Source organism: Microbacterium neungamense (assembly GCF_024971095.1).
GTDB classification, from domain to species: Bacteria; Actinomycetota; Actinomycetes; order Actinomycetales; family Microbacteriaceae; genus Microbacterium; species Microbacterium neungamense.
Map to the genome: position 1 here is coordinate 828,308 of NZ_CP069717.1, position 13,888 is coordinate 842,195.

12 protein-coding genes and 1 pseudogene are annotated in these 13,888 nt (G+C 68.0%); 9 read left to right on the forward strand and 4 right to left on the reverse strand.

Annotation, left to right across the window (positions count from 1 at the left end; genetic code table 11):
- Positions 1 to 36: 36 nt before the first annotated feature.
- Both JSY13_RS03900 and JSY13_RS03905 read right to left on the reverse strand, forming a co-directional pair.
- Positions 37 to 864 carry an LGFP repeat-containing protein gene (locus JSY13_RS03900; protein ID WP_259607730.1) on the reverse strand — a complete coding sequence of 276 codons (828 nt, stop codon included), beginning with the start codon at positions 862 to 864 and terminating at the stop codon, positions 37 to 39.
- Entirely contained in the window at positions 816 to 2,759 is a 1,944-nt protein-coding gene (locus JSY13_RS03905; protein WP_259607731.1) for an LGFP repeat-containing protein, read from the reverse strand. The genes JSY13_RS03900 and JSY13_RS03905 overlap by 49 nt, the downstream gene beginning before the upstream one ends.
- Positions 2,760 to 2,822: 63 nt before the next feature.
- Here JSY13_RS03905 and rfbA point away from each other — a divergent pair, with 63 nt between their 5' ends.
- The 9 genes and pseudogenes from rfbA to JSY13_RS03950 all read left to right on the forward strand — a co-directional run bounded on the left by rfbA (position 2,823) and on the right by JSY13_RS03950 (position 12,275).
- Positions 2,823 to 3,692 carry a glucose-1-phosphate thymidylyltransferase RfbA gene (gene rfbA, locus JSY13_RS03910; protein WP_259607732.1) on the forward strand — a complete coding sequence of 290 codons (870 nt, stop codon included), beginning with the start codon at positions 2,823 to 2,825 and terminating at the stop codon, positions 3,690 to 3,692.
- A complete protein-coding gene (gene rfbB, locus JSY13_RS03915) occupies positions 3,692 to 4,690 on the forward strand; it encodes a dTDP-glucose 4,6-dehydratase (RefSeq protein ID WP_259607733.1) in 999 nt (332 codons plus the stop codon). The genes rfbA and rfbB overlap by 1 nt, the downstream gene beginning before the upstream one ends.
- A gap of 3 nt (positions 4,691 to 4,693) precedes the next feature.
- Entirely contained in the window at positions 4,694 to 6,109 is a 1,416-nt protein-coding gene (locus tag JSY13_RS03920; RefSeq protein ID WP_259607734.1) for a sugar nucleotide-binding protein, read from the forward strand.
- On the forward strand, positions 6,106 to 7,416 hold the full coding sequence (locus tag JSY13_RS03925) for an acyltransferase family protein (RefSeq protein ID WP_259607735.1): 1,311 nt from the start codon (positions 6,106 to 6,108) through the stop codon (positions 7,414 to 7,416). Before JSY13_RS03920 ends, JSY13_RS03925 begins: the two co-directional genes overlap by 4 nt.
- A 47-nt stretch (positions 7,417 to 7,463) precedes the next feature.
- Positions 7,464 to 8,216 (forward strand): annotated as a pseudogene (locus JSY13_RS03930) (SGNH hydrolase domain-containing protein).
- A 121-nt stretch (positions 8,217 to 8,337) separates the two neighbouring features.
- Complete coding sequence (glf, locus tag JSY13_RS03935) at positions 8,338 to 9,486, forward strand: UDP-galactopyranose mutase (RefSeq protein WP_259607736.1); 1,149 nt, start codon at positions 8,338 to 8,340, stop codon at positions 9,484 to 9,486.
- Between the two features lie 8 nt (positions 9,487 to 9,494).
- Positions 9,495 to 10,286 (forward strand): ABC transporter permease, encoded by a 792-nt coding sequence (locus tag JSY13_RS03940; protein ID WP_259607737.1) that lies wholly within the window; start codon positions 9,495 to 9,497, stop codon positions 10,284 to 10,286.
- Entirely contained in the window at positions 10,286 to 11,023 is a 738-nt protein-coding gene (locus JSY13_RS03945; RefSeq protein WP_259607738.1) for an ABC transporter ATP-binding protein, read from the forward strand. The genes JSY13_RS03940 and JSY13_RS03945 overlap by 1 nt, the downstream gene beginning before the upstream one ends.
- A gap of 61 nt (positions 11,024 to 11,084) precedes the next feature.
- A complete protein-coding gene (locus JSY13_RS03950) occupies positions 11,085 to 12,275 on the forward strand; it encodes a polysaccharide pyruvyl transferase family protein (RefSeq protein WP_259607739.1) in 1,191 nt (396 codons plus the stop codon).
- Positions 12,276 to 12,296: 21 nt separating this feature from the next.
- Here the strand turns inward: JSY13_RS03950 and JSY13_RS03955 are convergent, their stop codons facing one another.
- Both JSY13_RS03955 and JSY13_RS03960 read right to left on the reverse strand, forming a co-directional pair.
- Positions 12,297 to 12,908 (reverse strand): hypothetical protein, encoded by a 612-nt coding sequence (locus JSY13_RS03955; protein ID WP_259607740.1) that lies wholly within the window; start codon positions 12,906 to 12,908, stop codon positions 12,297 to 12,299.
- Positions 12,908 to 13,867, reverse strand: coding sequence for a glycosyltransferase family 2 protein (locus JSY13_RS03960; protein ID WP_259607741.1), 960 nt, complete (start codon positions 13,865 to 13,867; stop codon positions 12,908 to 12,910). The genes JSY13_RS03955 and JSY13_RS03960 overlap by 1 nt, the downstream gene beginning before the upstream one ends.
- Between the last annotated feature and the right edge of the window lie 21 nt (positions 13,868 to 13,888).

Here is a 13,888-nt window from a genome sequence, read left to right on the forward strand (position 1 = left end):
CACCCAGTCTAGCGGGACGGTGCACAGCGTCTCGTGTCAGCGGACCACCACGCGGCCGTCCGCGTACAGGAGGATCGTGCCGTTCTGGAACGACTGCTGCCAGACGCCGTCGCCGCTTGTCTCGTTGCCGAGCGGCCAGCCCAGTGGGCCTGCGGGGCCGCCACGGCCCATGTACTCGCGGTGCAGGACGCCGCGCGTGACGGCCAGGGCCGCAGGCGACACATAGGCGGTTCCGCCCTGGAAGCCCTGCACGAAACCGTCCTTGAGCGCGCGCTCCGACTCGAGCGGGTACCCCAGCGGGCCCGTGTACCCTCCCGCGTTCTGGAAGACGGCGGCCATCGTCCCACGGACGGTGTGCGCCTTGCCGCCCAGAACCGCGATGGATCCCCTCCGGAACGGCTGTACGGTGCCCGCCCCGACAGGGACGGCGGGGCCGACGGCGAATCCCATCACGTTCATCCCACCGACGCGCGTGTACTCGGTGAAGGTCGCCCCGGCGACAGCGGAGGCGCCGCCATCGCGCGGCACGAAGACCACGCCGCGCTCGAACCGCTGCGAGTACCCGTCAGCGGACTCCTTCTCCGCTTCGAGGGGAGCTCCGAGCACCGCCACGCCGCCCGCTGTGCGGAACGCCGCGAGCGTCATGCCGACGATGGGGTAGGCCCGACCGTTCGCGCCGCGCACGACGAGCCCGCCGCTGAAACTCTGCTGCGTGGCAGTCCCGATCGGCGTCGCCGCGGAAGTGGGCCAACCGAGCCGGCCGCCCGAGCCGCCCAGCGCATCCCACACGCTGGTTATCGCGCTAGGCATCGCGGTCAAGATCGCCGGCGTGCAGACGATGCGGCCGCCATCGAAGTCCTGCACGAACCCGTCACGGTCCTTGCGCTCGGCGGATCGCGCCGCGCCGAGCCAGGCCGAAGCACCCTCGAGGGAGTCGTACAGCCGCTTGATAGCCCCCGGACCACAAGGTCACCTGCGGCACCGCGCGTGAAGGTGAGCTCGCGGAAGCGCTGCGATGATGCGGTCGCGGTGCTGCGCGCATTCTCCAGCGGGAAGCCCGCCGCGCCGATCCCGCCCGCGTTCTTCAATGCCGCCGCGAACTCGCTCACGGCGAAGGCGCCGGCGGACGAGGCGTAGGTGGCGCCGCCCTCGAATGGCTGCGTCGAGCCTCCTGTCACGTTCGTCGCCGCTCCCGTCGGTCGTCCCAGCTGGCCCTTCTCGTAGCCCTGCGCGGCATACGGGGCGAAGTGCGGTCCGGAGACGACGCGGACCGTGGTCCCGCTGCGGAACGCGACCGCTTTGGAGAGACCGACCCGGACCTGCCCTCCGGCATCCGTCGGGCCGGTCACCGGGATCCCGAAAGGCCCCCCGGTACCACCGGACGCCGCCAGCCACGACGTCCAGGTCCGGTCCAGCGCCGCGACGCCGGACGACGTCTCGAAGAACGCGCCGCCGTCGAACGTCTGGGTCGCGCCCCCGGGCACCGGGACGGCGCGATTGGTCGGCCAGCCGTAGGCGCCGAAGATGTTGCCGACGGTCTCGTGCTTCGCGAACATCGGGGCGGCGATCGCGAACGCGCGCCCGTCGCCGCGCTCGTAGATCCGGCCGCCGGCGAAGTCCTGGTAAGCGCCTCCGGAGATCGCGACGCGGTTCGTGGTCGGCCAGCCCAGTCCGCTTGCGACCTCGCCCACCAGCCTGTACTCAGCTCGCATCGCCCCGGCGACGATCTGGGCGGGGTGGCCCGCGCGGACGAAGATGTCCGCGTTCTGGAACCGCTGCGACCAGCCCCCGTTCCAGCTGCGCATGGTGTTCGTCGCAGCGCCGATCCAGCCGGCTGCGCCGCCGTTGGCGAGCCACGCGTCGCGGATGGCCCCGTCGACCGGGATGCCGCGCGGGTTGCCGAACCAATCTTTGAAGTAGTTGTAGAAGTTGCGGTTGCCGTACGCCGAGCAGGAGTCCCCGATGCCGTACCCGGCGTGCAGCGCGGCGGCGTTCGGCTGATAGGGCGTGTAGTAGTAGAGCGCCGCAGTCGCGGAGTTCTCCACGTAAACGGGCGCGGCGCCGCAGTCGCGGTTCGGGTTGTAGAGGATGTTCCAGGTGCGGCCCGGCGCATACCAGGTGAAGTAGCGGCCTTCGGTGTAGATCTTCATCTGACGTCCGGCGCCGTAGATCTGGTAGAAGAAGCCGGCGAACTGAGGATCGCAGGGCGCCGTGTCCGGGCAGCCTTGGCCCAATGCCATGGTGTAACGCCAGTCACTGGGCCAGGTGTGGGTCACCAGGCTCTGCTCTTTCTGCAGCATCACGATGAACACCTGGGGGTTGATCCCGCAGGACTGTGCGACGCGGTAGATGATGGTGGCCGCGGACTCGTTGGTCGCTCCGGAATAACCCTTGCAGTACTGGTCCGCCGGCCGGTCCGGCGTGTTCTGGCGGTAGTCCTTCAGACACGTGTAACCGGACTGGCAGGTCGGCACCTTGCTGCGGAGGAAGGAGTCGATCTCCCCCGCAGACATGCTTCCGCTGTTGAAGAACACCGCATCGGAGATGATGTTGCCGGCGGCGAACCCGTCGGTGACGAGTGCCTTCGCTGGGGCGCCGACCGTCGCCACGGGGACGGTGGACGCGGCAACGGCGGGGGGCGCGACGACGGCTGAGAGGGCGGTGATCACCACGACAAAACAGGCGATCAGGGGGGACATGCGCGCTCGACTCACGTGCCCATTGTGTCCTAATGGGCACAATGATGCCAGTGTGGCCATTGTGACGGGTGGTTCCCGTGATGCCTGGAGGACACGCCGGAGTCGCTATGGCACGATGGTGTGGTGAAAGGCATCATCCTCGCCGGCGGCTCAGGCACGCGGCTGCATCCCATCACTCTTGGCGTCTCGAAGCAGCTGATCCCGGTCTACGACAAGCCGATGGTGTACTACCCGCTGTCGACGCTCATGCTCGCCGGCATCCGAGACATCCTCGTGATCACGACGCCTCACGACGCGCAGCATTTCGAGCGACTGCTCGGCGACGGCTCGCAGTTCGGCGTCGACATCAGCTTCGCGCAGCAGCCCTCGCCGGACGGCCTCGCCCAGGCCTTCACGATCGGCGCGGACTTCATCGGCGAGGACAAGGTCGCCCTCGTCCTCGGCGACAATCTCCTCTACGGGCCGGGCCTCGGGACGCAGCTGAAGCGCTACGCAGACGTCGACGGCGGGGCGGTGTTCGCCTACTGGGTGGCCGAGCCCAGCGCCTACGGCGTGGTCGAGTTCGACGGGGACGGCCGCGCGATCTCGCTGGAGGAGAAGCCCGCGAACCCCAAGAGCAACTACGCCGTTCCCGGCCTCTACTTCTATGACAACGACGTCGTGGAGATCGCGCGCGGACTGCAGCCGAGTGCACGCGGCGAGTACGAGATCACCGACATCAACCGCGCGTACCTGGAGCGGGAGAAGCTTCACGTGGAGGTGCTGCCGCGAGGCACCGCCTGGCTCGACACCGGCACCTTCGATCAGATGTCGGATGCCGGGGACTATGTGCGCACGATGGAGCGACGCACCGGTCTGCGCATCGGGGTGCCCGAGGAGGTCGCCTGGCGGCAGGGGTTCCTCTCCGACGACGAACTGCGCGAGCGGGCGGAGAAGCTCGTGAAGTCGGGATACGGCACCTACCTCCTCGAGGTCCTGGAAAGGGGACGCTGATGGCTGAGCTCCTGGTGACCGGCGGGGCCGGCTTCATCGGCTCGAACTTCGTCCACCACGTCGTGGAGAACACGGACGACCACGTGACCGTGCTCGACGCCCTGACCTACGCCGGCAACCGCGCCTCCCTGGACGGGCTGCCCGAGGACCGGGTGCGGTTCGTGCACGGCGACATCACCGACGCCGAGCTGGTGGACGAGCTGGTCGGCGAGGCGGATGCGGTGGTGCACTACGCCGCCGAATCGCACAACGACAACTCGCTGCACAGCCCGCGGCCGTTCCTGGACACGAACATCATCGGCACCTACACGCTGCTGGAGGCAGCGCGGAAGCACGACACCCGCTTCCATCACATCTCGACCGATGAGGTGTACGGCGATCTCGAGCTCGACGATCCTGAGCGGTTCACCGAGAACACGCCCTACAACCCGTCGTCGCCCTACTCCTCGACGAAGGCGGGCAGCGATCTGCTCGTGCGCGCATGGGTGCGTTCCTTCGGCGTGCGGGCCACGATCTCGAACTGCTCCAACAACTACGGGCCGTATCAGCACGTGGAGAAGTTCATCCCGCGCCAGATCACCAACGTGCTACGCGGCATCCGGCCCAAGCTCTACGGAGCCGGACAGAACGTGCGGGACTGGATCCACGCCAACGACCACTCGTCCGCCGTGCTCACCATCCTCGAGAAGGGACGCATCGGGGAGACGTACCTGATCGGCGCCGACGGCGAACGGAACAACAAGGAGGTCGTCGAGCTGATCCTCACGCTGATGGGACAGCCGGCCGATGCGTACGACCATGTGACCGACCGCGCCGGGCACGACCTGCGCTACGCGATCGACTCGACGAAGCTGCGCACCGAACTCGGCTGGAAGCCGGCCTACCAGAACTTCGAGGAGGGGCTCGCGGCCACGATCGACTGGTACCGCGACAACGAAGCGTGGTGGGCACCGTCCAAGGACGCGACCGAGGCGTTCTACGCGTCGAAGGGGCAGTGACGGGTGGCGGAGCTGGAGTTCGGCAAGCAGCTGTCGGTGACTCGCACGCCGATTCCGGGGCTGGTCGTCTTCGACCTCCCGGTGCACGGCGACAACCGTGGATGGTTCAAGGAGAACTGGCAGCGCGAGAAGATGACCGCGCTCGGCCTGCCCGACTTCGGGCCGGTGCAGAACAACATCTCGTTCAACGACGCGGTGGGCACGACGAGGGGCATCCACGCCGAGCCGTGGGACAAGTGGGTCTCCGTCGCGACCGGGCGCATCTTCGGCGCGTGGGTGGATCTGCGTGAGGGACCGACCTTCGGCACCGTCTTCACGACCGAGCTCGACCCGTCGCGGGCGATCTTCGTCCCGCGCGGGGTCGGCAACTCCTATCAGACGCTCGAGCCCGACACCGCCTACACCTATCTCGTGAACGACCACTGGTCGCCGGATGCGGACTACGCCTTCCTCAACCTCGCGGACGAGACGGTGGCGATCGAGTGGCCGATCCCGCTCGACCAGGTGGAGGTGTCCGCGAAGGACAAGGCGCACCCGCGGCTGGCGGAGGTCGCGCCGATCGCGCCGCGTAAGATCCTCGTCACCGGGGCCGACGGGCAGCTGGGACGCGCCCTGCGGCAGCGGCTCGGGGACCAGCCGCACATCGAGTACGCCGCTCGTGCCGACCTCGACCTCACCGACCCGTCCCTGCCCGGCGCCCGTCGCTGGCGCGACTACGGCACGATCGTCAACGCCGCCGCCTACACGGCCGTCGACCTCGCCGAGACGCCGGACGGCCGCCGGGACGCGTGGCGGGCCAACGCGGATGCCCCGGCACGCCTCGCCCGGATCGCCGCGGAACACGGCATCACCCTCGTCCACGTCTCCAGCGATTACGTCTTCGATGGCACCAAGGACGGTGCGTACACCGAGGACGACCCGCTCAGCCCGCTCGGCGTGTACGGACAGTCGAAGGCGGCGGGGGACGTCGCGGTGGCCACGGCGCCCCGGCACTACATCATCCGCACCTCGTGGGTGATCGGCGACGGGAAGAACTTCGTCCGCACCATGGCGTCCCTGGCCGAGCGCGGCGTGGACCCGAACGTCGTCGACGATCAGGTCGGCCGGCTGACCTTCACCGAGGACATCGCCGGCGCGATCGTGCACCTGCTGGAGACCGGAGCACCGTACGGGGTCTACAACGTGACCGGCGACGGGCCGCCGCAGACCTGGGCGGAGATCGCCCGGGAGGTCTACCGGATCACCGGCCACGATCCTGCGCGTGTCACCGGTGTCTCCACGCAGGAGTACTTCTCGACTGCCGAGGGTCCGGTCGCGCCGCGCCCGCATAACAGCATTCTCGACCTCGTGCGGGTCACGGCCGTCGGATTCACGCCGAACCTTGTTTCGAAGAGCCTGGAGGGATACCTCCGTCCGTGACCACGACGACGCTCTCACGGCCGCAGCAGCAGGGGGCGACGCGCCGGCCGTTCCGGACCGACATCCAGGCCCTGCGGGCCATCGCCATCGGTCTGGTGGTGATCAACCACCTGTGGCCGACCCGCCTGGGCGGCGGGTACGTCGGCGTCGACGTGTTCTTCGTCATATCCGGCTTCCTCATCACAAGCCATCTGACGGCGGAACTGGCGCAGACCGGAAGGCTGCGCCTCGGTCCGTTCTACGCTCGGCGTGTGCGGCGCCTGCTGCCGGCCGCCCTGGTGGTGCTGCTCGGGGCTCTCGCCCTCGTCGTGATCGCCTTGCCTTATCCACGCTGGAGTCGCAACGCGTGGGAGGTGATCTCGAGCGCTCTCTACGTCGAGAACTGGTACCTCGCGACGCAGTCTGTGAACTACTCAGCCCTGAATGACGCCGCCAGCGCCGTGCAGCACTACTGGTCGTTGTCGGTCGAGGAGCAGTTCTACCTGATCTGGCCGGTACTGCTGCTGGCCGCGTTCGTTCTCGGCGGTCGCAGGAGCAGTTATAGGTCCCGCCGGTCTCTGGTCGCCGCCGTCGGTGCCGTGGGAGTGCTGTCCTTCTCCGCGAGTGTGTTCTACACCGCGACCGCGCCGGCGCAGGCCTATTTCGTCACCTTCACCCGGGCGTGGGAGTTCGCGGCGGGCGCGCTGGTCGCTCTGGTGCCAGTCACGGTGCGCATGAACGCAGTTGTGGCGAACGCTCTCGGCCTCGGCGGATTCACGGCGATCTTCGCCGCCGCCCTCTCGTTCGGCAGCGTCACGCCTTTCCCGGGGGTCGCGGCGCTGCTACCGGTCCTGGGGACAGTCGCCGTGATCCTGGGCGGCTCGACCGACGCGAGGCAGCTCCACGACTTCGTGACGCGGCGCGGACCGGTGCAGTGGCTGGGCGACGTGTCGTACTCGCTCTACCTCTGGCACTGGCCGCTCATCGTCGTCACGCCGTTCCTGCTCGCCACGGAGCTCACATTCGCCAGCAGGGCGGGCCTGCTGTTTCTCGCGTTGCTGCTGGCCTGGGCTACCCGGCGGTGGGTGGAGGTGCCGGCGCTGCGTTGGAAATGGTGGACAGGCTCGACGCGGCGGACATTTTCGCTGACGGCCGCGGGTATGGCCGCTGTCCTGCTCGCCGCCGCCGCCGTCCTCCTCGTCCACAGCGTCCGGACGGCAGCGGACCAGCCCCCGCAGAGGTCAAGCCGATGGCGTGTCTCGGCCCCGCCGCGATGGAGCCGGCGGCGAACTGCCCGGGCGCCCTCACCTCCCTCGGCTCGACGGTGATGACCGCCAAGAACGAGTACTTCTACACACCTCCGGCGTGCAGCGAGATGCTGAAGGACCTGTCCTACGGCGACACCCGAACGACCCGGATCTGCGACTATTCCGGGGATGATCCGGATGCCACCACGGTTTGGCTCCTCGGTGATTCGCATGCTCAGCAGTGGCAGGGCGTGGTGTTCGATATCGCTCGAGAGCGAGGGTGGCGGGTCACGACCAGCTACCTGGGCGGCTGTCCGCCTGCCGACGTTGGATTCCGCGGATTCCGCGGGGAATGGGCCGCCGATCTCGTGGAACGCTGCCGTACCTGGTCGAAGGACGTCGCGGAGCGGATCGCAGAGGAGGCCCCCGATCTCGTGATCACGGCGATGGCGAGTCGCCAGCAGCTCCTAGACGATGGCTCCGGCCGCGGGCACGACCAGCAGTTCATCGACGGCCTGCACCGTTACTGGGATACCTGGACGACGAGTGGGACCCGAGTGCTTGCGCTGGCTGATCCGCCCTACAACGCCGAGGTCCGGGAAGCCGACTGTCTCACACTCCACTCCGATGACCCACTGGCCTGTGCCCGGCCGCGCGCGGAGGCGCAACCGCCGGATCCTGTCGCGAAGGCTGCCGAAGCGTAAGGGGACGCTTCCGTCGCGCTCCTCGACCTCACCGACCGCTTCTGCGATGCCGACCGATGCTATGCCGCCATCGGGGGCCTTCCCGTCTACTATGACGCCGACCATCTCAACCTGGAGTACGTGCGTCTACTGCGAGGACCGATCGAGCGCGCTGTGGATGACTTGATGCAGCGGTGAGGTTCGCCGGGCCTGCGTGCAGGGTTGGCTGAGGGCGCGAGGATAGACTTGACCTCGTACGCCCTGCGTGCGCGGTACCGCAGCCGGGCCTCCTTGCGTTCGACAGAAAGCAGTCTCCTCCATGGATCTCCTCGTCGTCGGGTCGGGTTTCTTCGGCCTCACCATCGCCGAACGCGCCGCCGAAGCGGGCCGCAAGGTCACGGTCATCGAGCGGCGCTCGCACATCGGCGGGAACGCGTACAGCGAGGCCGAGCCGGAGACCGGCATCGAGGTGCACCGCTACGGCGCGCACCTGTTCCACACGTCGACCCCGACCGTGTGGGAGTACGTGAACCGCTTCACCACGTTCACGAACTACGTGCACCGCGTCTACACGACCCACAACGGCGTCGTCTACCCGATGCCGGTGAACCTGGGGACGATCAACCAGTTCTTCCAGGCCGCCTACACGCCCGACCAGGCCCGTGCTCTGGTGAAGGAACAGGCGGGCGAGTTCGACGTCAAGACGGCCCGGAACTTCGAGGAGAAGGGCATCGCGCTCGTCGGCCGCCCCCTGTTCGAGGCCTTCTTCCGCGACTACACCGCCAAGCAGTGGCAGACCGATCCGCACAAGCTCTCCGGCGACATCATCAGCCGCCTGCCGGTCCGCTACACCTACGACAACCGCTACTTCAACGACACCTGGGAAGGGCTGCCCACCGACGGGTACACCGCCTGGCTCGAGCGGATGGCCGATCACCCGAACATCGAGGTGAAGCTCGATGTCGACTTCTTCGACGAGTCGCAGCCGCTGAACAAGAAGGCGACGGTCGGTCAGCTCCCCATCGTGTACACCGGCCCGGTGGACCGCTACTTCGACTACGCCGAGGGCGCGCTGAGCTGGCGCACGCTCGACTTCGAGCAGGAGGTGCTGAACGTCAGCGACTTCCAGGGCACCAGCGTCATGAACTACCCCGACCTGGACGTCCCCTACACCCGCATCCACGAGTTCAAGCACTTCCACCCGGAGCGCAAGGAGATCTTCGCGCAGGACAAGACGGTCATCATGCGCGAGTTCTCGCGCTTCGCGGACCGCGACGACGAGCCGTACTACCCGGTCAACACGCCCGCGGATCGTGAGGGCCTGCTGGCGTATCGCGAGCTGGCGAAGGGGGAGAAGGACGTCCACTTCGGCGGCCGACTCGGCACCTACCAGTACCTCGACATGCACATGGCGATCGGTTCGGCGCTGTCGATGTGGCGGAACGAGTTCCTCGGCGAAGGCGACTGATCCCGGATATGAGCACGACCACGGTGGGCGCGCCCGGCACGCCGCGGCGCTACCTGCATTCGCTGTGGCTGCTCTCGGCGCGCGACCTCCGCGTCCGCTACGCCACCAGCTTCCTGGGATACCTGTGGTCGGTGCTCGACCCCCTGGTGATGAGCGCGATCTACTGGTTCGTCTTCACGCAGGTGTTCGACCGCGGTGTGGGGGAGGAGCCGTACATCGTGTTCCTCATCACGGCCCTGCTGCCGTGGGTGTGGTTCAACACCGCTACCTCGGACTTCACCAGGGCGTTCCGCAGGGATGCGAAGCTGGTGCGCTCCACCGCGATCCCGCGCTCGATCTGGATCAACCGGATCGTGCTGAGCAAGGGGGTCGAGTTCCTCTGCTCGATCCCGGTGCTCGCCCTCTTCGCGATCCTCTTTCCGGCACCGGTCGGCTGGGGCGTGCTCTGGTTCCCGGTCGCCATCCTGCTGCAGACCATCCTGCTCATCGGCCTCGGGCTGCTGGTGGCGCCGCTGTGCGTGCTGTTCACCGATCTCGAGCGGACCACGGCGCTCATCCTGCGCGCGCTGTTCTATGCCTCACCGGTCATCTACAGCGTCCGCGACCTGCCGGAGCCGTTCCACACGATCGCGGCGTTCAATCCGCTGTCGGGGATCTTCACGCTGTACCGGATGGCGTTCTTCCCCGACCAGTGGCAGCCGCTGCCGGTGCTCGTCAGCGTCGTGATGAGCCTCGGGTTCCTCGTCCTCGGTCTGTGGGTGTTCCGATCCCTCGAACGCCCGGTGCTGAAGGAGCTGTGATGACGGCGGCGATCGAAGTCCGGGACCTCGGCGTGCACTTCCGGCGGAACCGCCGTGGGCGGCGCAGCTTCAAGGACCTGTTCGCCGGGGCGCAGCGGCGGTCCCGTCCGGGGGAGTTCTGGGCGCTGCGCGACGTGTCCTTCACGGTGCAGGCGGGCGAGTCCATCGGTGTCGTCGGCCGGAACGGCCAGGGCAAGTCGACCCTTCTGCGGCTGGTGGCGGGCGTGCTCCTGCCCGACGAGGGCAGCGTGGCGGTGCACGGCGGCGTCGCGCCGCTGATCGAGCTCACCGGCGGTTTCGTCGGCGACCTGACCGTGCGGGAGAACGTGCGGCTCACCGCGGGTCTGCACGGCATGACGCGGGCCGAGGTGAACCGGCGCTACGACGACATCATCGCGTTCGCCGAGCTCGCCGGCTTCGAGGAGACCCCGTACAAGCACCTCTCGAACGGCATGAAGGTGCGACTGGCCTTCGCGGTCGTGTCGCAGCTGGAGGAGCCGATCCTGCTCGTGGACGAGGTGCTCGCGGTGGGGGACAAGGCGTTCCGCGAGAAGTGCTATCGCCGCATCGACGAACTCCTCGCCGAGGGGCGCACCCTGTTCTTCGTCAGTCACAACGAGCGCGACCTGCGTCGCTTCTGCCGGCGCGGCCTGTACCTCGACAAGGGATCGCTCGTGCTCGACGCGCCGATCGCCGAGGTACTCGACCGATACAACGCGGACTACGCCACGCGCTGACCGGTGCGGTGTACAACGCGAGGAGGGGCCCGACCCTCCGCAGTGAAGAAAGGGCGGTCTCATGCCTGCTGACCTGCACAGGATTGTGCAACGGACGCTCGCGCCGATTCTCCGAGGGGATTCGCGATCCCAGGCGCCGATCTACCTCGTCTCCGCAGCGGGGCACCCGAACTTCGGGGATGAGTTCATCGCCCGCTCGTGGCTCGACTGGCTGGGTGCCCACTTTCCGCACCGAGAGGTCTGGCTGGACTGCCTCGAACCCGGACGCGCGGCACACCTGTTCCGGGACACGCATCCGCGACTGAAGACGACGAACACCCTCTGGCAGACGGCGCACACCGACCCGCCCGGCGACGTTGCGCTGGCGGCGGAGCGCATGGAGCGGCTGGTCACGGGCCTTGGCTCGCCCCGCACGGACTTCGGCCTTCGCGACCTTCGTGAGATGGCGTCGCTGCATCTGCTCGGCGGCGGCTACCTGAATACCATCTGGCCGGAGAACCTCGCGATCGTCGCCGCACTGACGGCGGTCAAGCGGCATTACGGCAAGCCGATCTTCGCCACTGGCCAGGGTCTCCTTCCGCACCGTCTCGACTCCCACGAGTGGATGCGCGAACAGCTCGCACAGTTCGATGTCGTGGAGTCGCGCGATGCCGAGGGCGCCCAGCAATTCGGTGTCGAAGCAGGCACCGACGATGCGTTCCTGGCCTTCGTCAACCCGCGGAGGATCTACACGGACGATGGGATTCCGCTGCCCGAAGTCATGACGCTCGTGCAAGGCGATATGTACGCACACGATCGCGAAGAGGCGCTGCGCGCTGACGTTCGCGGCTTCGTCGAAGGCTCCACCGATGCGACGACTGTCGGGTTCGTCGAGGCCATACCTCCCGATGACGCACGATTCGCGGCGGATTACGTCGATGCCGGCGCGACGTTCTATCCGTTCATGCGGTCCTGGGATGAGGGATTTCCTGCTCGATCAGGGCAGACGTGGCTGACGTCGCGCTTCCACGCACATCTTCTCGCAGCAGCGGCCGGCGCTCGAGGGGTGGTGCTCAACGCACGTCCCGGCTATTACGACATCAAGCATCGGCTTCTGCTGGATCTCGGTACAGGGTGGCGGATGTGGGATCCGTCCGAGGGGAGGCCCCCGGTGCCGGCGGATGCGACCGGCGATCCGGCATTTCCCGCGAAGGCGCGGGCGTTGGGCGCCCAGAAGGAACTGGTGGCGCGTCGGCTGTACCCGGGTCGCTGACGGCTGGAACCAGCGCCCGCGCTACAGGCCCACCATCTCCCGCAGTCCGTGGACGGCGTCGCGCGCGGCGCGGACGGCTCCCGACACGTCGCCGCCCTCGTTCGCAGCCGCCCGCACATCCTCCAGACGTGCGGAGTACGCGGCGACCTCCTCCCGCCAGCTGTCGCCGAGGGCGGCGGGTGCGACGGCCTCGAACAGCCACTGCGCATCGTTCTGCAGGGTGTCGACGATGGCGGCCGTCTCCTGCCCGCTCGAGCCGGCAGCGAGGTCCAGACCGGTGAGGGCGTCATCCAGGCGCGGGCGCACGTGCTCGCGGAACGTCGCCATGTCGGGGTCCGCCGGAGGCGGCGGGCTCGGCACGGCCGTCGGCTCCGGCTCGGGGGCCGGCGTGGCGGACGGCGTGGGCGCCGCGGTCGCGGTCGGCGAGGGGCTGCTCGTCGGCGTCGCGGTCGAGGACGGCGAGGGCGACGGGTCGGCCGCGGGCTCGCCCTTGGGCAGGAACATCCAGAACAGCGCGCCCGCGATCACCACCGCGAGCAGCGACAGCAGCACGATCAGCCACAGCCGCCGCCGACTGCGACGGCGGTCCGGCGGGAAGACCCACTCGTAGACAGGCTGCTGCTGCTCGCTCATCACGCCTCCAGCGCCGGCATCGGCCGCCACGTGCGGTCACGGCCGATCCGGCCGCCGTCGCGCAGCCCGCGGAACAGGTTGCTGGTGCCGCGGACCGTGCGCTCGACGAAGAACAGGCGGATGATCTCCTTGAAGAACGTCGCCGTCGTGCCCAGACCGAACAGCACCGGGTTGTACACCCCGTGCACCCGGTAGTAGTGCTTGATGTATGCCCGGTTGCGCATGATGTAGTAGCGGTACGCGTTGCTCGAGGCGTTCATGTGACGGATGCCCATGTCCCACTGCTTGATCTCGCGCGTGCGGCGCAGCACGAACTCGTTCACGATCACGGCGGTGGTGATCCGCGACGCGAGCCACCCGTACACCTGGTCGTCCCAGTAGATGAAGAAGCGGGGATCCGGCAGGCCGATCCGCTGCACGATCGACCGGTGGATGAACATGCCCTCGAAGCATCCGCTGTTCATCTCCTTGAACCCGGACGCGTCGAACTCGCTCGGCGCGAACGGGATGGGGATGCCCATCCGCTCCGCGATCCGGTACTGCCAGTAGAACGCGCTGCCGTCGTAGTCGTAGCGGCGCCCCTGGATGCTCTTGAAACGCGCCGACCACTTGCCCATCTTGGCCAGGCCGTCGGGGAGCACCTCGACGTCGTCGTCCATCAGCCAGATCCACTCCGAGCCGAGTTCGTACGCCGTGCGCATGCCCTCGCTGAACCCGCCGGAGCCGCCGGTGTTCGTCTCCAGCCGCCGGTAGACGATCTCGCTGCCGAACCCGTCGCGGAAGCCCTCCACGACCTCGGCCGTGTCGTCGGAGGAGGCGTTGTCGATGATCACGACGCGGCCCGGCTTGGGATCCATCTCACGGATGCTGGTCAGCAGCCCCGACAGCAGATGCGAGCGGTTGAACGTGACGATGACGATCGAGGCGGTGGTCGGATCGAACGTGGAGTCCTGGGGCACGAAGCAGAAGCCTACCCGCCC